Source organism: Inquilinus sp. OTU3971 (assembly GCF_038440215.1).
This window is the reverse complement of the sequence record NZ_JASATH010000104.1, coordinates 1-17,381: the sequence shown is the minus strand read 5'-3', so window position 1 is coordinate 17,381 and position 17,381 is coordinate 1. Positions and strand designations below refer to the sequence as shown.

The 17,381-nt window shown below is 67.2% G+C and carries 24 protein-coding genes; 14 read left to right on the top strand and 10 right to left on the bottom strand.

Going from position 1 to position 17,381, the window contains the following annotated elements:
• Positions 1–96: 96 nt before the first annotated feature.
• From AAHM41_RS23865 to AAHM41_RS40700, 13 genes are all read left to right on the top strand, one after another.
• A complete protein-coding gene (locus tag AAHM41_RS23865; RefSeq protein ID WP_342239087.1) occupies positions 97–1,428 on the top strand; it encodes an ABC transporter substrate-binding protein in 1,332 nt (443 codons plus the stop codon).
• Between the two features lie 68 nt (positions 1,429–1,496).
• Positions 1,497–2,459: a carbohydrate ABC transporter permease gene (locus AAHM41_RS23860; RefSeq protein WP_342239086.1), complete on the top strand. Its 963-nt coding sequence runs from the start codon at positions 1,497–1,499 to the stop codon at positions 2,457–2,459.
• Positions 2,456–3,409 carry a carbohydrate ABC transporter permease gene (locus AAHM41_RS23855; protein ID WP_342239085.1) on the top strand — a complete coding sequence of 318 codons (954 nt, stop codon included), beginning with the start codon at positions 2,456–2,458 and terminating at the stop codon, positions 3,407–3,409. The genes AAHM41_RS23860 and AAHM41_RS23855 overlap by 4 nt, the downstream gene beginning before the upstream one ends.
• Positions 3,406–3,609 (top strand): hypothetical protein, encoded by a 204-nt coding sequence (locus AAHM41_RS23850; RefSeq protein ID WP_342239084.1) that lies wholly within the window; start codon positions 3,406–3,408, stop codon positions 3,607–3,609. The genes AAHM41_RS23855 and AAHM41_RS23850 overlap by 4 nt, the downstream gene beginning before the upstream one ends.
• 9 nt (positions 3,610–3,618) lie before the next feature.
• Positions 3,619–4,734, top strand: coding sequence for an ABC transporter ATP-binding protein (locus tag AAHM41_RS23845; RefSeq protein ID WP_342239083.1), 1,116 nt, complete (start codon positions 3,619–3,621; stop codon positions 4,732–4,734).
• Positions 4,727–5,749 carry an ABC transporter ATP-binding protein gene (locus tag AAHM41_RS23840; RefSeq protein ID WP_342239082.1) on the top strand — a complete coding sequence of 341 codons (1,023 nt, stop codon included), beginning with the start codon at positions 4,727–4,729 and terminating at the stop codon, positions 5,747–5,749. Before AAHM41_RS23845 ends, AAHM41_RS23840 begins: the two co-directional genes overlap by 8 nt.
• 8 nt (positions 5,750–5,757) lie before the next feature.
• Entirely contained in the window at positions 5,758–6,372 is a 615-nt protein-coding gene (dhaL, locus tag AAHM41_RS23835) for a dihydroxyacetone kinase subunit DhaL (protein WP_342239081.1), read from the top strand.
• The gene (dhaM, locus tag AAHM41_RS23830) at positions 6,369–6,758 is read left to right on the top strand and encodes a dihydroxyacetone kinase phosphoryl donor subunit DhaM (RefSeq protein WP_342239080.1); all 390 of its coding nucleotides are present in this window, start codon (positions 6,369–6,371) and stop codon (positions 6,756–6,758) included. The genes dhaL and dhaM overlap by 4 nt, the downstream gene beginning before the upstream one ends.
• A gap of 25 nt (positions 6,759–6,783) precedes the next feature.
• Positions 6,784–7,089, top strand: coding sequence for an HPr family phosphocarrier protein (locus tag AAHM41_RS23825; protein WP_342239079.1), 306 nt, complete (start codon positions 6,784–6,786; stop codon positions 7,087–7,089).
• A complete protein-coding gene (gene ptsP / locus AAHM41_RS23820; RefSeq protein WP_342239078.1) occupies positions 7,073–8,671 on the top strand; it encodes a phosphoenolpyruvate--protein phosphotransferase in 1,599 nt (532 codons plus the stop codon). The genes AAHM41_RS23825 and ptsP overlap by 17 nt, the downstream gene beginning before the upstream one ends.
• A 5-nt stretch (positions 8,672–8,676) precedes the next feature.
• Positions 8,677–9,081: a hypothetical protein gene (locus AAHM41_RS23815; protein WP_342239077.1), complete on the top strand. Its 405-nt coding sequence runs from the start codon at positions 8,677–8,679 to the stop codon at positions 9,079–9,081.
• A 29-nt stretch (positions 9,082–9,110) separates the two neighbouring features.
• Positions 9,111–10,100: a dihydroxyacetone kinase subunit DhaK gene (gene dhaK / locus AAHM41_RS23810; protein WP_342239076.1), complete on the top strand. Its 990-nt coding sequence runs from the start codon at positions 9,111–9,113 to the stop codon at positions 10,098–10,100.
• Complete coding sequence (locus AAHM41_RS40700; RefSeq protein ID WP_446719481.1) at positions 9,985–10,398, top strand: Tn3 family transposase; 414 nt, start codon at positions 9,985–9,987, stop codon at positions 10,396–10,398. Before dhaK ends, AAHM41_RS40700 begins: the two co-directional genes overlap by 116 nt.
• 349 nt (positions 10,399–10,747) lie before the next feature.
• Here AAHM41_RS40700 and AAHM41_RS23805 read toward each other — a convergent pair whose 3' ends face one another.
• The 10 genes from AAHM41_RS23805 to AAHM41_RS23765 form a co-directional block, all read right to left on the bottom strand.
• Complete coding sequence (locus AAHM41_RS23805) at positions 10,748–11,071, bottom strand: GYD domain-containing protein (RefSeq protein WP_342239075.1); 324 nt, start codon at positions 11,069–11,071, stop codon at positions 10,748–10,750.
• A gap of 424 nt (positions 11,072–11,495) precedes the next feature.
• Positions 11,496–11,900: a potassium channel family protein gene (locus AAHM41_RS23800; RefSeq protein ID WP_342239074.1), complete on the bottom strand. Its 405-nt coding sequence runs from the start codon at positions 11,898–11,900 to the stop codon at positions 11,496–11,498.
• Between the two features lie 429 nt (positions 11,901–12,329).
• A complete protein-coding gene (locus tag AAHM41_RS40695) occupies positions 12,330–12,626 on the bottom strand; it encodes a TSUP family transporter (protein ID WP_446719480.1) in 297 nt (98 codons plus the stop codon).
• 81 nt (positions 12,627–12,707) lie between these two features.
• Positions 12,708–13,121 carry a TSUP family transporter gene (locus AAHM41_RS40690; protein ID WP_446719479.1) on the bottom strand — a complete coding sequence of 138 codons (414 nt, stop codon included), beginning with the start codon at positions 13,119–13,121 and terminating at the stop codon, positions 12,708–12,710.
• Positions 13,118–13,579 (bottom strand): YeeE/YedE family protein, encoded by a 462-nt coding sequence (locus AAHM41_RS23790; protein ID WP_342239073.1) that lies wholly within the window; start codon positions 13,577–13,579, stop codon positions 13,118–13,120. The genes AAHM41_RS40690 and AAHM41_RS23790 overlap by 4 nt, the downstream gene beginning before the upstream one ends.
• Positions 13,576–13,992 (bottom strand): YeeE/YedE family protein, encoded by a 417-nt coding sequence (locus tag AAHM41_RS23785; protein ID WP_342239072.1) that lies wholly within the window; start codon positions 13,990–13,992, stop codon positions 13,576–13,578. The genes AAHM41_RS23790 and AAHM41_RS23785 overlap by 4 nt, the downstream gene beginning before the upstream one ends.
• Before the next feature lies 1 nt (position 13,993).
• On the bottom strand, positions 13,994–14,332 hold the full coding sequence (bigR, locus tag AAHM41_RS23780; protein ID WP_342239071.1) for a sulfite-sensing transcriptional repressor BigR: 339 nt from the start codon (positions 14,330–14,332) through the stop codon (positions 13,994–13,996).
• A 12-nt stretch (positions 14,333–14,344) separates the two neighbouring features.
• Complete coding sequence (locus AAHM41_RS23775) at positions 14,345–15,301, bottom strand: MBL fold metallo-hydrolase (RefSeq protein ID WP_342239070.1); 957 nt, start codon at positions 15,299–15,301, stop codon at positions 14,345–14,347.
• Between the two features lie 112 nt (positions 15,302–15,413).
• Entirely contained in the window at positions 15,414–15,800 is a 387-nt protein-coding gene (locus tag AAHM41_RS23770) for a DUF302 domain-containing protein (protein ID WP_342239069.1), read from the bottom strand.
• Positions 15,801–15,883: 83 nt separating this feature from the next.
• On the bottom strand, positions 15,884–16,354 hold the full coding sequence (locus AAHM41_RS23765) for an SHOCT domain-containing protein (protein ID WP_342239068.1): 471 nt from the start codon (positions 16,352–16,354) through the stop codon (positions 15,884–15,886).
• A 280-nt stretch (positions 16,355–16,634) separates the two neighbouring features.
• Here AAHM41_RS23765 and AAHM41_RS23760 point away from each other — a divergent pair, with 280 nt between their 5' ends.
• Positions 16,635–16,937 carry a hypothetical protein gene (locus AAHM41_RS23760; RefSeq protein ID WP_342239067.1) on the top strand — a complete coding sequence of 101 codons (303 nt, stop codon included), beginning with the start codon at positions 16,635–16,637 and terminating at the stop codon, positions 16,935–16,937.
• The last annotated feature ends 444 nt before the right edge of the window (positions 16,938–17,381 follow it).

Genomic DNA, 17,381 nt, shown 5'->3' with positions numbered 1-17,381 from the left:
GTTACTAAACAAATAATGAAACAATCCGGCTGAAGATGCCGTCGGGTGTCTAGCCGGACAGGCCTCCACAAGAGGCCGATCCTGGGGAGGACATTGATGAAGAGACGCTCCGTTGTGGCGATGACGGTGTCTGCCGTCGCCTTGGTGGCCGGCCTCGCGATGCAAGAGGCCCATGCTCAATCCAATCCGCTGACGCTGTGCTGGGCCGCCTGGGACCCGGCCAACGCGCTGGTCGAGCTGTCGAAGGACTTCACCGCCAAGACCGGCACGCCGATGAAGTTCGAATTCGTGCCCTGGCCGAACTTCGCCGACCGGATGCTGAACGAACTGAACTCGCACGGCACTCTGTGCGACGTCATCATCGGCGATTCCCAGTGGATCGGCGGCTCGGCCGAGAACGGCCACTACGTCAAGCTGAACGACTTCTTCGACAAGAACGGCATCAGCATGGACGACTTCATGCCGGCGACGGTGGTCGGCTATTCCGAATGGCCGAAGAACACGCCGAACTACTGGGCCCTGCCGGCGATGGGCGATGCGCTGGGCTGGACCTACCGCAAGGACTGGTTCGCGCGGCCGGAGCTGAAGGCCGAGTTCAAGCAGAAATTCGGCCGCGAGCTGGACGTGCCGAAGACGCTCGACGAGCTGCACGACATCGCCCAGTTCTTCCAGGGCCGCGAGATCGACGGCAAGAAGGTGTACGGCGCCGCGATCTTCACCGAGCGCGGCTCGGAAGGCATCACCATGGGGGTGGCGAACTTCCTCTACCCCTACGGCTTCGAGTACCAGGCCGCCGACAAGCCCTATGACATGGAAGGGCATGTCAACTCGGCCGACGCGGTGAAGGGGCTCGAAGCCTACAAGAAGCTCTACGACTGCTGCACCCCGCCGGGCTATTCGAACTCCTACATGCAGGAGAATCTCGACGCCTTCAAATCCGGCCAGGTGGCGCTGCAGATGAACTGGTTCGCCTTCTTCCCGGGCCTGTACAAGGACCCGAATGTCGGCGGCGACAAGATCGGTTTCTTCGTCAATCCGGGCGAGAAGGTGCACGGCTCGCAGCTCGGCGGCCAGGGCATCTCGGTCGTCTCCTACTCCAAGAACCAGGATCAGGCACTGGCCTATATCAAGTGGTTCGCCACGGCCGAGGTGCAGAAGAAGTGGTGGGCCCTGGGCGGCTATTCCTGCGCCAAATCGGTGCTGAACGACCCGGGCTTCACCGCCACCGCCCCCTTCGCCGCCGACTTCCTGAAGGCGATGGGCGAGGTCAAGGATTTCTGGGCCGAGCCGTCCTACGCCCAGCTGATGCAGGCCGAGCAGAAGCGCATCCATGACTATGTCGTCGCCAACCAGGGCACCGCCCAAGAGGCGCTCGACGCCCTGGTCAAGGACTGGGCGGACGTCTTCAAGGAGGACGGCAAGATCTGAGCCCGACCGCAGGGCGGGGCTCCGGCCCCGCCCATCCGAGCCCCCGCCCCACCCACCGGTCCGGATCCATGAACGATCTGAGCACGCCGACCCAGCTTGCGCTCCGCGCCGCCGCTGCGACCCCGATCGGGGTGGCGCGCCGGGTCCGGGGCCTGTCGGACAAGGCGATCGCCTGGCTGTTCATCACGCCGACCATCCTGCTGCTGCTGGCGATCAACATCTTCCCGCTGGTCTGGACGGTCTATCTGTCCTTCACGAACTACCGGGCCAACCGGCCGAACGCGCCGGTCAACTGGGTCGGGCTCGACTGGTACCAGCGCATCCTGACCGATCCCGACATCTGGGCGGCGATGCAGGTGACCGCGCATTTCGTGATCTGGACGATCGTGATCGAGACGCTGCTGGGCTTCGCCCTGGCCATGCTGATCGACCGGAAGTTCCGCGGCCACGGCATGTGGACCACCATCATCCTGCTGCCGATGATGCTGTCGCCGGCGGTGGTCGGGAACTTCTGGACCTTCCTGTATCAGCCGCAGATCGGGCTGTTCAACTACGTGGTCACCTTCTTCACCGGCGCCGACCCGTCCTCCTTCCAGATGCTGGGCGACGTCACCCTCAGCCCCTGGGCGATCATCATCGTCGATGCCTGGATGTGGACGCCCTATGTGATGCTGATCTGCCTGGCCGGGCTGCGCTCGATCCCCGACTACATCTACGAGGCGGCGGAGGTCGACCGCGCCTCGGCCTGGCGGCGGTTCTGGTCGATCACCGTGCCGATGGCGCTGCCCTTCATCATGCTGGCGGTGCTGTTCCGCGGCATCGAGAACTTCAAGATGTTCGACATGGTCAACCTGCTGACCGGCGGGGGACCGGGATCGACCACCGAAGTGGCGTCGATCACCCTGAAGCGCGCCGCCTTCGAGAGCTGGCGCACCGGCTATTCCTCGGCCTTCGCCGTGATCCTGTTCGTCAGCGTGTTCGGCCTGGCCAACATCTACGTCAAGGCCCTCAACCGGGTGAAGCAGCGATGAGCGCCGCCAACACCGCCCATTCCGTGGTCGAGCCGACGCCGGCCGGGCGCCGCTTCGCCGGCGCGGTCGTGATCCTCTACGCGGTCATCACCATGATCCCGCTCTTGTGGATCGGGCTGACCTCGCTGAAGTCGCCGCAGGATTCGATCTCCTACCCGCCCAAGGTGGTGTTCACCCCCACGCTCGAGGGCTACTGCAACCTGTTCACCACCCGCACCCGCCAGACGCCGGAATTCATCCAGAGCCTGGGCCCGCCGCAGGGCCTGTGCGAGGAGGATGCCCGGTCGCGCAACATGGTGATTGCCGGGCCGTCGAACTACATCCCGCGCTTCATCAACTCGCTGATCATCGCCTTCGGGTCGACCGTGCTGGCGGTGGGGCTGGGCACGCTCGCGGCCTATGGCTTCTCGCGCTTCCGGGTGCCGTTGAAGGACGACCTGCTGTTCTTCATCCTGTCGACCCGGATGATGCCGCCGATCGCGGTCGCCATCCCGATCTACCTGATGTACCGCGAGATCGGCCTGTCCGACACGCGGCTGGGCATGATCCTGCTCTACACCTCGGTCAACATCTCGCTCGCGGTGTGGCTCTTGAAGGGCTTCATCGACGAGATCCCGCGCGAATACGAGGAGGCGGCGCTGATCGACGGCTACACCCGCTTCCAGGCCTTCGTGAAGGTGGTGCTGCCGCAGGCCGCGACCGGCATCGCCGCGACCGCGATCTTCTGCCTGATCTTCGCCTGGAACGAATACGCCTTCGCCGTCCTCCTGACCTCCGGCACCGCCCAGACCGCGCCGCCCTTCATCCCGATCATCATCGGCGAGGGCGGGCAGGACTGGCCGGCGGTGGCCGCCGGGACCACGATCTTCCTGGTGCCGATCCTGGTCTTCACTATCCTGCTGCGGCGCCATTTGCTGCGCGGCATCACTTTCGGCGCGGTGCGGAAATGAGCGCGGCCCCTCCCCTCCCCGTCCCCAAGCGCCGCCGGTTGTTCCGCCGCGGGCCGTGGGAGGCGGCGGCGACCGCGGCGATCGCCATCGGCATCGTCATGCTGATGCAGCCGGTGTCGCTGACGCTCTACTCCTGGTCCTTCGTGACGATCCTGGCCGGCACGGTCGGCTTCATCATCGTCAGCCACTTCCCGGATTGAGAGGCGACGATGGCCGAGATCCGGGTCGAGCATCTGCACAAGGCCTTCGCCGACTTCACCGCGGTGCGGGATTCCGGCTTCACGGTCGCCGACGGCGAGTTCTTCGTCCTGCTGGGCCCGTCCGGCTGCGGCAAGACCACCACCCTGCGCATGATCGCGGGGCTGGAGCTGCCGACCGCCGGTCGTATCCTCCTAGGCGGGCGCGACGTCACCTTCGACCGTGCCCGGGCGCGCGATATCGCCTTCGTGTTCCAGCTTTTCGCCCTCTACCCGCATATGAATGTGCGCCGAAACGTCGGCTTCCCGCTGAAATGCCAGGGTATGCCGGCGCGGGAGATCGCGCGGCGGGTCGAGGAGGCGGCGCGGCTGCTGCGCATCGACCACCTGCTCGACCGCCCAGTCTCCGGCCTGTCCGGCGGCGACCGCCAGCGCGTGGCGCTGGGCCGGGCCCTGGTGCGCGAGCCGCAGGCCTTCCTGATGGACGAGCCGCTGGGCGCGCTCGACACCGAGTTCCGGGCGCTGATGTGCGGCGAGTTGCGGGGGCTGCACAACCGGCTGGGCGCAACCACGGTCTACGTCACCCACGACCAGCTCGAGGCCATGGCGATGGCCGACAAGATCGCGGTGATGAATCGCGGCGTGATCGAGCAGTTCGGTACGCCGCGCGAGATCTATGAGCGCCCGGCCAGCATGTTCGTGGCCGATTTCATCGGCAGCCCGCCGATGGGCTTCCTGCCGTTCCAGGGCCGGGTCGCCCGCGGCGACCGCGCCGTCACCATCGACGGCATGGCGATCCCAGTGCCGGAGATCCGCGAGGACGTGGCCGAGGGCGAGCTGGTGCTGGGCCTGCGGCCTGAGCATGTCCGGCTGGACAGGGCCGGGCCGCTCAAAGGCACGGTGTTCGGCACCGAATATCTCGGCACCACCCAGATCGTCGCCATCGACACGCCGCGCGGCCCGATCAAGGCGCGGCTGCCTGCGGCGCTGCCGGTGCGCGCCGGCGAGACGGTGCGGATGAGCCTGGCGGCGGAGCGGCTGTCGCTGTTCGACGGCGCCACCGGCCGCGCGATCCGCACCGCCCAGCATGGGCAAGGACAGGGCGAGGAGGGCCGGCCCCATGGCTGAGCTGGCGCTCTCCGGCGTGACCAAGCGCTTCGGCGACCTCGTGGCGGTCGACGGCCTGGACCTGACCGTCGGCGACGGCGAGTTCGTGGTGCTGCTGGGCCCGACCGGCGCCGGCAAGACCACCACGCTGCGCCTGATCGCCGGGCTGGAGCGGGCGGATGCCGGCCGGATCCTGATCGGCGGCGTCGATGTCGGCGCCCTGGCCCCGGCCGTCCGCGACGTCGCCTTCGTGTTCCAGCAATACTCGCTGTACCCGCATCTGACGGTCTACGACAACCTCGCCTTCCCGCTGCGCTCGCCGACCCGGCGGGTGCCGGAGCGCGAGATCCGCCAGCGGGTCGAGGCGGTGGCGGAGCTGCTGCGGATCGCTTCCAAGCTCGGCAACAAAGCGACCCGGCTGTCCGGCGGCGAGATGCAGCGCGTGGCCATAGGCCGGGCCCTGGTGCGCGACCCGCAGGCCTTCCTGATGGACGAGCCGCTGTCCTCGCTCGACGCCAAGCTGCGCGCCGATCTGCGGCTGGAGCTGAAGCACATCCAGCGCGACCTGGGCGCCACCATCCTCTACGTCACCCACGACCAGATCGAGGCCATGACCATGGCCAGCCGGATCGGCGTGATCGACCGCGGGCGGCTGGTCCAGATCGGCACCCCGCGCGAGATCTACGGCGACCCGGTCAGCGCCCATGTCGCCACCCGGCTGGGCCAGCCCGGGATCAACCTGATCCCGCACGACCTGATGCCCTGCCCCGGCCTGCCCGCGGCGGCCCGGCTGATCGGGGCCCGGACCGAGCATCTGCAGGTGCATCGCGGGCCGCCCAACGGCCATGCCCGGGCCCGGGTCGACTGGATCGAGCATCTCGGCGACCAGACCTATCTGCACCTCCTGATCGGCGAGCGGCGGCTGGTGTCGCTGGTCGAGGCCGACACGGCGCTGCGCCCCGGCGACGAGGTCGGGCTGGAGCTCGCCGCCCCCCTGTTCTTCGATGCGGACGGCAACCGCATCCGCACGGCATGAGAGGGAGCATGGACGTCCCGGCCGATCTCCTGAAGGCGACGATCCGCGCGGTGGCGGAGCGGATCGCGGCGCATGCCGAGGAGCTGACCGCCCTAGACCAGGCGATCGGCGACGGCGACCACGGCATCAACCTGCGCCGCGGCTTCGGCGCGGTGCTGGCCGAGCTCGACGCCACCGCGGCCAAGCCGCTGCCCGAGGCGCTGCGCGCGATCGGCACCACGCTGGTGATGAAGGTCGGCGGCGCCTCCGGCCCGCTCTACGGCACCCTGTTCCTGGCCCTCGGCAAGGAGCTGCCGGCGGCCCCGACCCGCGCCGACGCGGCCCGGGCGCTGGCGGCCGCCATCGCGGCGGTGCAGGCCCGCGGCAAGTCGGAGCCGGGGCAGAAGACGATGCTCGACGTGCTGGCCCCGGTGCAGCGGGCGCTGGCCGAGGCCGACGGGCCGCTCGGCCCCGCCCTGCGCCGCGCCGCTGACCAGGCGGCCGAGGCGACGGTGCCGATGCTGGCGACCCGCGGCCGCGCCTCCTTCCTCGGGCCACGCAGCATCGGCCATATGGATCCCGGCGCGCGCTCCAGCGCGCTGATCGTCGCCGCCGTCACCGAGGCCCTGGAGAGCGCAGCATGAGCAATGTCGGCATCGTCATCGTGTCGCACTCGCCGGACGTGGCGAAGGGCACCGCCGACATGGTACGGCAGATGGTCGGCCCCGAGGTCCCGCTCGCCTGGTGCGGCGGCAACCCCGATGGTGGGCTGGGCACCGATGTCGGGGCGATCCTGGCGGCGATCGACCAGGCCTGGTCCGATGCCGGCGTGGCCGTGCTGGTCGATCTCGGCGGGGCCGAGACCAACAGCGAGATGGCGGTCGAGATGCTGCCGGAGGCGCGGCGGAATCGCGTCGCGATCTGCAACGCGCCGATCGTCGAGGGCGCGGTGATCGCTGCGACCGAGGCCTCCGGCGGGTCGCTGCTGGACGAGGTCCGGCGCATGGCCGAGGAGCTGTCGCCGCAATGAGACGCGGAGCGTGAGCGGGCAGGCGATGACGGAACCGAACGCATCCGGGACGGTGCTGCTGACCCATGAGGTCGGGCTCCACGCGCGCCCTTCGGTGAAGCTGACCAAGCTGGCCAAGGCCTATGCGGCGCGGGTCGAGCTGGCGGCGTCGGAGGCCGGCCCCTGGGTCGACGCCAAGAGCATCGTCAAGGTGATGGCGACCAAGGCGCCGAAGGACACGGTGCTGCATTTCCGTGCCGCCGGCCCTGATGCCGCTGCGGCGGTCGAGGCGCTGATCGGCCTGGTCGCGCGGGATTTCGACGAGGCGGTGCCGAATGCCGCCTCGGTCTGACCTCGCCGGCCGCCCCGCCGCCCCGGGCCTCGCGATCGGACCCGTGGTCCGGCTGGCCAAGTCAATGGCGGCGCGCCGATCCAGCGGGGATCCGATGCAGGAAACGGAGGATCTGCTCGCGGCGATCGAGGCCGCCATCGCCGATCTCGCGACACTGACGGAAACCGCCGGCGAGGACGGCGCGGGGATCCTGGAGTTCCAGGTGGCGATGCTGGAAGACGAGGCGCTGCGGGAGCCCGCCCTGGCCGTGATCGCTGCCGGCGCGGCCGCCGACGCGGCCTGGCGGCAGGCGGTCGAGATCCAGATCGCCGAGTACGAGACTGCGGGTGAGGAGTATTTCCAGGCCCGCACCGCCGATCTGACGGACCTTCGAGATCGGGTGCTGGGCCATCTTGCCGGCATGGGCGACGAGGCGCCGCCGCCGTCCGGCGCGGTGCTGGTGGCGGAGGATCTGACGCCGTCGCGGTTTCTCGCCACCGACTGGACCGGTGGCGGTGCCATTGCCCTCGCTGCCAGCAGCCCGACCAGCCATGTGGCGATGCTGGCGCGGTCCCGCAGGGTGCCGATGGTGGTCGGGCTCGGCGCCGCCATCCTGGACGGGGGGACGGAGGCGATCGTCGACGGCTCGGCCGGCACCGTGTGGCTCGACCCGCCGGCGGCGGCGAAAGACGAATTCCGCCGGCGCCGGGCCGCCATGGAGGCCGTGGAGCGCGCAGCCGAGGCGACGGTCCGACAGCCGGCCGTCACCCGCGGCGGTGTCCCAATCGCGGTGCTGATCAACCTCGCCGATCCGGCCGAGCTGGGCCGGATCGACCCCGCGATCTGCGACGGCGTCGGCCTGGTCCGCACCGAATTCCTGTTCCACGGCGGCGGGCTGCCGGACGAGGCGCGGCAGGTCGCGGCCTACAGCCGGATCGTCGCCTGGGCGCAGGGGCGGCCGGTGACGATCCGCACCCTCGACGCCGGCGGCGACAAGCCGATCCCCGGCCTCACCGTCGACGGCGAGAGCAACCCCTTCCTCGGCACCCGCGGCATCCGGCTGTCGCTGGCCAGGCCCGGGCCGTTCCGGATCCAGCTGCGCGCCCTGGCGCGGGCCGCGGTGCACGGGCCGCTCAAGATCATGATCCCGATGGTGACCGTGCCGGCCGAGATGGCGGCGGCAGGCCGCATGCTCGACGATGCGGTGGCGGAGCTGACCGCGGCCGGCATCCCGGCCCGACGCCCGCCGCTCGGCATGATGGTCGAGGTGCCGGCCGCGGCGCTGGCAATCGACCGCTTCGTCGCCGATTTCCTGTCGATCGGCAGCAACGACCTGACCCAGTACGTCACCGCCGCCGCCCGCGACACCGGCGCGGTGGCGGATCTCGCCGACCCCGGCAACCCCGCGGTGCTGCGCCTGATCGCCGAGGTCGCGGCCGCTGGGGCGCGGCAGGGGATCGAGGTCAGCCTGTGCGGCGACATGGCCGGCGACCCCGCCTTCGTGCCCGCCCTGCTGCGGGCGGGGCTGCGCAGCCTGTCGATGGCGCCGGCCGCCGTCGCCCGGACCAAGGCGGCGATCGCGGCCGCCGATCTCGGGGCATGAGCGGCATGGACACCCTGCCCCAGGATCCGGTCGCCGCCTACAAGGCCATCCTCAAGGAGGTGCTGGACAACCGGCCCTCCGGCACCCGCTCGCGCCTGGCCGCGGCGCTGGGCAAGAACCGCAGCTTCGTCACCCAGATCACCGGCCCGGCCTATCCGGTGCCGATCCCGGCCAGCCACATCGACGTCATCCTCGACATCTGCCATTTCCCGTCGGAGGCGCGGCGGCGCTTCCTCGAGGCCTATGAGCGGGCGCATCCGCACCGGCTGAAATCCGGCCGCGAGCACCGGCGCGTGCGCGCCCACACCATCTACCTGCCAGATCTCGGCAGCGACCGGAAGAACCGGGAGCTCGAGACATTGGTCGACGACCTGGTCCATGGCGTGGCCCGCCTGATCGAGGACAGCTGATTTGAGGTAAGCTCAAGGGAGGCAGGACGATGAAGAAGCTGATCAACTCGGTCGAGACGGTGCTGACGGAAAGCCTGCAGGGCTTTGCCGCGGCCCACGCCGACATCGTCGCCCTGGACGGGGAGTGCCGGTTCGTCCGCCGGGCTAGGCCGGTGCCGGGCAAGGTGGCGCTGATCTCGGGCGGCGGCAGCGGGCACGAGCCGCTGCATGCCGGCTTCGTTGGCCTGGGCATGCTGGACGCGGCCTGCCCCGGACAGATCTTCACCTCGCCGACGCCGGACCAGATGGTGGCCGCCGCAGCTGCCGTCGACGGCGGGGCCGGGCTGCTGCTGATCGTCAAGAACTACGAAGGCGACGTCATGAACTTCGAGATGGCCGCCGAGATGATCGGTGGGCCGGTCATGACGGTGCTCACCGACGACGACGTCGCGGTCGAGGCCTCGTCCTTCTCGACCGGGCGGCGCGGCGTCGCCGGCACCCTGCTGGTCGAGAAGATCGTCGGCGCCGCGGCCGAGGAGGGCCGTGACCTCGCCGCCCTGAAGGCGCTGGGCGACCAGGTCAATCACCGGACCCGCTCGATGGGCGTGGCGCTGACCAGCTGCACCGTCCCGGCCGCCGGCCGGCCGACCTTCGCGATCGGCGAGGACGAGATCGAGATGGGCGTCGGCATCCATGGCGAACCGGGCCGCCGGCGCGTCGCCCTGGCCCCGGCCGATGCCATCGTGGCGGAGTTGGTCGACGCCATCCTGCGTGACCTTGGCGATGCGGCAGGGCAGGACGTGCTGCTGTTCGTCAACGGCTTCGGCGGCACTCCGGCGGCGGAGCTCTATCTCGTCTACCACGCCGCCGCCCGGCTCCTGGCACGGCACGGCATCCGCATCGCCCGTTCGCTGGTCGGCAGCTATGTCACTTCGCTCGACATGGCCGGCTGCTCGATCACCGTGTCGCGGCTCGACGATGAGCTCGTCCGGCTCTGGGATGCCCCGGTCCACACCACAGCACTCCGGTGGGGAGCCTGATGATCGTTGCCTCGGCAATTCGGAGTATCCGAATATTGGCGCAAGACAAAAGGACCCGCGACATTCGACTTCGAGGCCTTGGATCAGATGTCGATGTGGATGGAGTTATAACAAAGATGGTCAGCTGCGGGCCGAAGGCCACGACCTACCGGACGCGATCCTGCGCCATGTCTCGCCGCAGATCTGGGAGCACATCAACCTGACAGGCACCTACGACTGGAACCGCCAGGATCTCCCGCCCAGCGGCGCCTTCCGCCCCCTGCACAGGACGGCGACCAACGTCCCGGCCGCAGCATGACCTCCTCCGCGGAAATCCAATGAGGTTGCCGGTTTGTTCATGGATTCCGGACGCCTACGTCCTACTCTTGTAGCGACCCCTATTCATGCCGATGTTGAACAGCTGAGGCCATAATCGCGCCTATTGCTTTGTTAATTTAAAATATTGGCCAAGCCCAGCGCACAGGACTTCGATGGCGCAACGGCGAAAGTTGACGGAGTCGACGGTTGCCCGCGTCAGAGTGGACATGACAGCCACTCAGCAGCGCTGCCTGGTCTCCAGCAAGGCCGCGCCGGCGAGATGTCGTCTCCACTCTCACGTCCCCGGTCGACCGCCACGGGCGTCTCAGCCTCCGGCCGGCCTCAGCGGGTCAGGCTGGCGGTGTATAGCTGGCCTTCTGTGCCAGCGTCATCGCGCTCATCGCCTCCTCGGGCGTCAGCAGCGGGGTCGTCCTGTATTTGCTGAGCGCTCCGGAGCTGCTGGTGGCCAAGGCAACCGCGGCGGCGGCTTCGTTGTTGGGGAACTCGGCCAGCAGAGCAACATCATACTCGCCGAAGCAGAAAAACAGGCTGTGCATGCGACCTCCGACCGACTCGCAGGTCTTTGCAACAACCTCCCTTCTTGTTTGCGGGTTCTCCACCAAGGCCTTGGTTGCTTGCGCGGCGTACGAAACCTGGATGAGATAGTGCGGCATGGCGCATCTCCCTTATTTCCAAGGTCCAGCAACAACCTCACTTCTGGCACCGGAACAGCTTTGACGGTCCAGCGAACGCTTGGCAGAGGAGCTCGTCAAGGCAGCCAATCGGGGGATGCCGGCGGCGGTTCGGCGGCCTGCTGTCGGGCGCCATGGAAAACTGCCCCCTGTCCAGCTCCGGATGTCACTGGATAACCGGGTGTGAATCGGCATGGGGTCTCGGCGCCGATCGGCGAGGTAAGCACCTGATTACGCGTGATATCGACGGGTCAAGACCTCGGGCCTATTCACACCTGCGTCACCAGGCCGGCGACCTCTCTCATCCTGATTGCGATTGACGCGCTCTCTCACCTTGATCGCCGCGCCGCAAACGTGACTGCAGTCTATGCCACCCGATCCGATTTCACCCACTTCTGCCGCGGTCTCAGAAATGCTCACCAAGGCGAAACGGCCCGTGGCGGGTGGAAGCGGCGACCAAATAGGCTGTGGACCAACCGATGAGCAGAAAGCCGCTGACGCCTTCCAGAGCGCCGAGGAGGCGCCACTCGTGATCGAGGACCAGATCTCCGTAGCCGATGGTGGAAAAAGTTGTGGTGGAGAAATAGAGGGCGTCGTGCACTGCCGTGAACGCGCCGAGTGCCACATAAGCGAGAGCCCAGAGCCAGATTTCCGCCGTGTGGATGACGAAGAGGCCGAGGACTGTCGCCACCATCAGGCCCATGCGGCCGAGAGCCTGCCGGTCAAGCCGACCGTGTCGGCCGAGATCGGCGATTGCCCGGGTGAGGATCATCAGTCCGATCGTGTGCACCAGCACCGTGATGGAAATCACGGCGGTTCCGAGTACTAGATCTTTATACACGTGACCGGATCCCTTCGTGTCATTGCACCGCACACGGGTCCCGGCGATCAAGCCCGTCCGACGTAAAGGGTGGGCTCGTCGACGGCGGTGATCTCCTCCTACGCCATGCGTTCGAGCAGCACCACCCTCACTTCAATTGACCCTGCGGAGGTACGATGCGTTTGGAAGACTCCCCCAACGCGCGGCAAAGGCCGCTGTGTAAATCGGCGAGAGTCTCGACGCCGCTCGGCACGGTAAGCGCCTGACTTTGTGTGATAATGAGGGGTCACGACCCGGCGCCTATTCACACTTTCACGCTCAACTTTGACGGATATCGCCTTTCCGAGCTCCGTGAAGCGCTGGTCCTGTCGGTGCATTCGGCGCGCTCAGCCATCGGGGCCCCGGTGCCACCCAGATGGCTTATGGTGGAGGAGTCCGGGAGAGCAGAATAGTGCCGCTGCGATAGAGTACGTATCCGGCGACGGTGAAGATCAGGACCGCAATGATGCGGCTCAATACGTTCCTGTAGCCGGCCAGCCGCTTGGCGACCATCAGCCCGATCAGGCCCCCGCCGACGCTGCCGGCGATGAACTCGGCGGCGACAGCCCAGTCGACCAGGCCCGACCATCCATAGTTCGCCGCGGTTGCGAGCCCGAAGCTCCCGACCGACAGCAGCGAGGAGCCGATTGCCTCGATCATCGGCATTCCGGTCGCCATGATCAGCGGGAACGATCAGGAATCCACCGCCAATGCCGAAGAATCCAGAGGCTGCTCCCGCAGCCAGGGCGATCAGACCGGTCAGGAGACAGGTTTGAAGGTCGGCGGGCCGGTGGTCGGGAGGGCTCGGCTTCCGCGGCCGTAGCATCGCCGCGCCCACGGCGACATGACCAGGCCGAACAGAAAGAGCAGCTGACTTCCGTCGATGCTTTTGCCGAGAGCCGATCCCCCTACTGCACCCGCCGTCCCAAGCAGCGCGAACACGATGGCACAGAGCCAGCGGACATTGCCGGCGCGCGCATGCCCGATCAGGTTCGCAAAGGCGTTGATTGCTACGGCGAGCGCGCTGGTTCCAATCGCGACGTGAGGCTGGGCGATCCCGACAACGTAAAGCAGAAGCGGTGTCGCCAGGATCGACCCGCCGCCTCCGATCAAGCCGAGAGTAAATCCGACGAGGCTGCCGGAAGCCACTGTAGCGGCGACGGATCCGATCACGGCTGGCGTCCGGCCGGGAATCCGGCCCCGCCGACCATGCGGGTGAAGGCTCGATCGTGGATGGCCATACCGGCGAGCATCGCGACGACGAACACCGCCGTCGGCAACAGCCCGACGGCCAGCGAGGCGATCACTGGACCCGGGCAGAACCCGGCTAATCCCCAGCCGATCCCAAAGATCGCGGAGCCCACCACCAGCGGCGGATCGATCCGCGTCTTCTTCGGCAGGTGGAAGCTCTGGTCGAGGACAGGACGGGAGCGGCGGCGCATGATCAGGGTCCCGACCGCGGACACCGCCACCGCGCCCCCGAGCATGAAGGCGAGGCTCGGATCCCAGCCACCCGCGACATCCAGGAAGCCGCGGACCCGGGCCGGGTCCATCATGCCGGACATCGCGAGTCCGAGCCCGAAGATCAGGCCCGCAGCCACAGCGACCCCGATCCGGAGCAGCCCGATCATGGCAGGTCTCCCCAGCGCATGAGGGTGACGGTCGCGATGCCAGTGGCCAGGAAGGTCGCCACGGCCACGATCGACCGCGGCGAGAGCCGCGCGAGACCCGCGATCCCGTGACCGCTGGTGCAGCCGGAGCCTATCCGTGTTCCGAACCCGACCAGAAGTCCGGCCGCCGCGAGGAGAAGCAACGAGCCATGGATTCGCATGATCGGCCATTCACCGATCCAGAACCGGTAGAGCACCGGCCCCAGGACCAGCCCGGCGATGAAGTCCGCGTTGGCCGTGGCGATGGGACCTCTTTGGATGAGGCTGGCGACGATCCCGCTGATTCCGGCGATGCGGCCGTTGAGCAGCAGGAGCATGGCCGCCGACAGGCCGATCAGCATCCCGCCCAGCAGGGACGGAAGATACGTGCTCATTTCAGGCCATCTCCTGTGCGCCGGCAGTTGCCTCGGCGTCGAAACCCTCGGCGCAGAAGATCGTGTGCAGAGCCTCGATCAGTTGCACGGCCTTGGCCTCGGTCAGCCGGTAGAAGATCTGCTTCGACTCCCGCCGCGTCCGGACCAGCCCCGCCTCGCGCAAGGCGGTCAGCTGCTGCGACAAAGTCGGCTGATGGATGTCGAGCTCGGCCTCGAGCTGGCCGACCGAGTACTCGCCCTCCACCAGCGTGCACACGATCATCAACCGATTGGGATTGGCGAGGCTCTTGAGGAGGCTGCCGACCTCCTTGGCCCTCGCCTGCATCTCGGACCTCTTCATCTCGCCTCCGGCTCAATCCCAGGGCGCGTTCGGGAACGCGCCGAGCGGGATCTTCAGATAGCCGCGGCCGTTCTCTTCGGGGGGCGGGAGACACCCGCCGCGGATGTTGACCTGAAGGGCCGGCAACAGCAGCTTCGGCATCGGCAGGGTCCGGTCACGGGCCTCGCGAAGGGCGACGAACTCGGCTTCCGTCTTCCCCGCGACGTGGATGTTCGCCTGCTTCTGCTCGCGGACGGTGCTCTCCCAGCGAGGCTCGCGTCCGTCGGGCTGGTAGTCGTGGCCCGTGAACAGCCGGGTGTCCTCCGGCAGGCCGAGGATCTCCTGGATCGAGGCCCACAGGCGTCCAGCGTCTCCGCCCGGGAAGTCGGCCCGGGCCGTGCCGCCGTCCGGCATGAACAGCGTGTCGTGCACGAAGGCGGCATCGCCGATCACATAGGTGATCGAGGCAGGTGTGTGACCCGGCGAGAGCATGGCCCGGCCTTCCAACGACCCGATCCGGAACTCCTCGCCGTCCCGGAACAGATGGTCCCACTGGGACCCATCGGCCGGCAACTGCGGCGTGTTGTAGATGTCCTTCCAGAGCGCCTGGACAGCGACGACCTTTTCGCCGATCGCCATCGGCGCCCCGGTCTTCTCCTTGAGATAGGGGGCAGCGGAAAAATGATCCGCGTGCGGGTGCGTGTCGAGGATCCAGACGACATGCAAGCCGGCCTGCTCGACGTAATGGAGGATCTGGTCCGCGCTGGCGGTCGCGGTCGCGCCGGACTTCTCGTCGAAGTCCAGGACCGGATCGATGATCGCAGAGGCCTCGGTCTTCGGATCGGAGACGACGTATTGGACCGTCGAGCTTCGAGGATCGAAGAAGGGGTATACGTCAGGCCGGACAGGAGCTTCCGGTGCTGTCTTGACACGCCTCCCGCGCACATTCGCGAAAGGCTTCGATGCGCAGGTAGATGAACGGGGAGCCATGAGCACACCTCTGCGTCACATCATTATACAATTAAATATAATGTATAATTTTGAAATCAAGGCCTCTTTGGACCGGGAGGCGATCGAGCCGCTTCAGGCGCCCCTGTCAGTTTCAAAGCCCTGAGATCACATCCCTGAGCGCGGTTTGCACCTGCTTAGCCGCTTCCTGCAGTCGCGGATTGTCGATTGCCTGCATCGACGCGATGGGGTCGATCGCGGCCACCTCCGTCTTGCCGGAGCCGAGTTCCTGCACGATGACGTTGCGGGGCAACATGGTGCCGATCTTGTCTTCGATCGTCAGGGCGTGATGTGCCATCCGGGGATTGCAGGCGCCGAGAATGCGGTAGCCCCGGAAATCGATGCCGAGCTTCCGCTTGAGCGTCTCCTGGACGTCGATCTCTCTGATGATCCCGAAGCCGGCTTGCTTCAGCGCTTCGGTCGCGCGCCGCACAGCCTCCTCGAAACTGCAGGAGAGCGTCTTGGCAAAATAGTAGGTCATCGGCCACCTGTGCTGCGATTGGCTCGTCACAAAATGCGACGAGGATACTTCGGAAGCTCCGCGATCAGCTCCTGCCCGAAGGGCTAGTCGCCGAGGACGCGTCGCCGCTCCTCGAACTCAGTCTTGTCGATCTCGCCACGAGCGAACCGCTCCTTGAGGATGTCGATCGGCGTGCGGCTCGGCGGCGTGTGGCCGGTCGGAGCCTCCTCCCGCCACAGTCCTCCGACCCAACGGAGCAGGAGAACCGCGACGGTGATCGCCAATGCGAGGACGAGGATCATGATCAGCGGGCCGAAGATCATGCCGCCCCATCCTCCACCCCACCACATCATATGCGGACCGTAGGCGTATCTGTCGGCGTCGGACGGCGCCTGCGCCCATGCCGCCGGCGGCCCCAGGGAGGTCAGAACCGCTCCGGCGGTGACCATCGGGGTCGAGAACCTGACCATGTCATGCTCCAAGCGAGCGATCTCCGGCGCCGGGTTTTGTGTCGTCGCCGGCATCCGGGGGAGAAGAATGCGCCTGTTGTTGATGGGCGCGTTGATTTCGATCAAATTTCTGCTGACGTCGCCTCTAATCGGGCTCTTTCTAGGACGACCCACCGTAATGGCTTTAACGCTGCATCAAGTCGGAGCAACGAATCGCGCAGAGGGCGCGAGCAGGCGGTCCGAATACCTCGCTGATTGATCCAGCGCAAAGCCGATCGCTCCACATCTTGTGATTGTTTCCTACCAGATTGTCCGCGATGTGGGCAGCGAGCAGTCGCCACCCCGCACATGCGGCGGACCTAGCCATTGCGCGCGGTCAATTCTGGAGAGAGCTGAGGGTCGGGCCATGATCACCATCGAAGACTGCCTTGCCATGAGCGAGCTGACCGAGGACGAGGTCGAACTGATCGCCGAGCACGAGCACCTTCCGGAAATTCTTGCGATCGGATTGGGCAACTCTTTGGCCCATACGGAGAAGGGCAAGAGCAAGATCCGGCATTGGATGCGCGATGAGATCCACGCCGCGCAGCAAGACGGCGATCGGCTCCGGGCAGCCAAACTCAAGCTGGTTTTACAGCACTTCTGCGAGTGTCATCCCGACGCGCGACATTGTGCCGGCGTCGGAGCCGAAGTGGCGCCGCGTTCCTAAGGCAAGCTCTTAGCGACAGGGCGATCGAAGGCGGCTGGGGGTCGGCGCTGCCCCTCTCGCTCAGCAGGTGGAGGCATCTGCGCTTGGCCGGGGGCAGATCCTTGCTGCCGCGCCCTGGCAAGCGCAACATGGTGTATTGCTTGTCATCCGGAGAGCGTCGCACTCACCGCGAGCTCCGATTTGGATGAGGAGGGCCGAATGAGGGTTGGTGCACTCATCGCCGTATCGGCAGTGGCGGCCCTGACCCCGTGCATTGTAGGAGCAGCCGGCGACAGCGCAAGAGGACGGGTCATTACCGAGACCTGGTGCGTCTCCTGCCACAATCCTGGGCAAGCCCGAACCGCAACGGATGCAGCGCCGCCGCTTTCGGAGATCCGAGCGCGGCCTGATCTCACGCCGGATCGCCTCCGGACGTGGCTGTCGGATCCGCACCCTCCGATGCCA

What these genes read in the sequence shown, in the direction of transcription:
- AAHM41_RS23805 (WP_342239075.1), bottom strand. Translation starts at nt 11,071, where the DNA reads ATGCCGCACTATCTCATCCAGGTTTCGTACGCCGCGCAAGCAACCAAG.
- AAHM41_RS40700 (WP_446719481.1), top strand. Translation starts at nt 9,985, where the DNA reads ATGTCACTTCGCTCGACATGGCCGGCTGCTCGATCACCGTGTCGCGGC.
- AAHM41_RS23850 (WP_342239084.1), top strand. Translation starts at nt 3,406, where the DNA reads ATGAGCGCGGCCCCTCCCCTCCCCGTCCCCAAGCGCCGCCGGTTGTTC.
- AAHM41_RS23815 (WP_342239077.1), top strand. Translation starts at nt 8,677, where the DNA reads ATGGACACCCTGCCCCAGGATCCGGTCGCCGCCTACAAGGCCATCCTC.
- AAHM41_RS23825 (WP_342239079.1), top strand. Translation starts at nt 6,784, where the DNA reads ATGACGGAACCGAACGCATCCGGGACGGTGCTGCTGACCCATGAGGTC.
- AAHM41_RS23760 (WP_342239067.1), top strand. Translation starts at nt 16,635, where the DNA reads ATGATCACCATCGAAGACTGCCTTGCCATGAGCGAGCTGACCGAGGAC.
- AAHM41_RS23845 (WP_342239083.1), top strand. Translation starts at nt 3,619, where the DNA reads ATGGCCGAGATCCGGGTCGAGCATCTGCACAAGGCCTTCGCCGACTTC.
- AAHM41_RS40695 (WP_446719480.1), bottom strand. Translation starts at nt 12,626, where the DNA reads ATGGCGACCGGAATGCCGATGATCGAGGCAATCGGCTCCTCGCTGCTG.
- ptsP (WP_342239078.1), top strand. Translation starts at nt 7,073, where the DNA reads ATGCCGCCTCGGTCTGACCTCGCCGGCCGCCCCGCCGCCCCGGGCCTC.
- AAHM41_RS23790 (WP_342239073.1), bottom strand. Translation starts at nt 13,579, where the DNA reads ATGATCGGGCTGCTCCGGATCGGGGTCGCTGTGGCTGCGGGCCTGATC.
- AAHM41_RS23840 (WP_342239082.1), top strand. Translation starts at nt 4,727, where the DNA reads ATGGCTGAGCTGGCGCTCTCCGGCGTGACCAAGCGCTTCGGCGACCTC.
- bigR (WP_342239071.1), bottom strand. Translation starts at nt 14,332, where the DNA reads ATGAAGAGGTCCGAGATGCAGGCGAGGGCCAAGGAGGTCGGCAGCCTC.
- dhaM (WP_342239080.1), top strand. Translation starts at nt 6,369, where the DNA reads ATGAGCAATGTCGGCATCGTCATCGTGTCGCACTCGCCGGACGTGGCG.
- dhaL (WP_342239081.1), top strand. Translation starts at nt 5,758, where the DNA reads ATGGACGTCCCGGCCGATCTCCTGAAGGCGACGATCCGCGCGGTGGCG.
- AAHM41_RS23860 (WP_342239086.1), top strand. Translation starts at nt 1,497, where the DNA reads ATGAACGATCTGAGCACGCCGACCCAGCTTGCGCTCCGCGCCGCCGCT.
- AAHM41_RS23865 (WP_342239087.1), top strand. Translation starts at nt 97, where the DNA reads ATGAAGAGACGCTCCGTTGTGGCGATGACGGTGTCTGCCGTCGCCTTG.
- AAHM41_RS23855 (WP_342239085.1), top strand. Translation starts at nt 2,456, where the DNA reads ATGAGCGCCGCCAACACCGCCCATTCCGTGGTCGAGCCGACGCCGGCC.
- dhaK (WP_342239076.1), top strand. Translation starts at nt 9,111, where the DNA reads ATGAAGAAGCTGATCAACTCGGTCGAGACGGTGCTGACGGAAAGCCTG.
- AAHM41_RS23770 (WP_342239069.1), bottom strand. Translation starts at nt 15,800, where the DNA reads ATGACCTACTATTTTGCCAAGACGCTCTCCTGCAGTTTCGAGGAGGCT.
- AAHM41_RS23775 (WP_342239070.1), bottom strand. Translation starts at nt 15,301, where the DNA reads ATGGCTCCCCGTTCATCTACCTGCGCATCGAAGCCTTTCGCGAATGTG.
- AAHM41_RS23785 (WP_342239072.1), bottom strand. Translation starts at nt 13,992, where the DNA reads ATGAGCACGTATCTTCCGTCCCTGCTGGGCGGGATGCTGATCGGCCTG.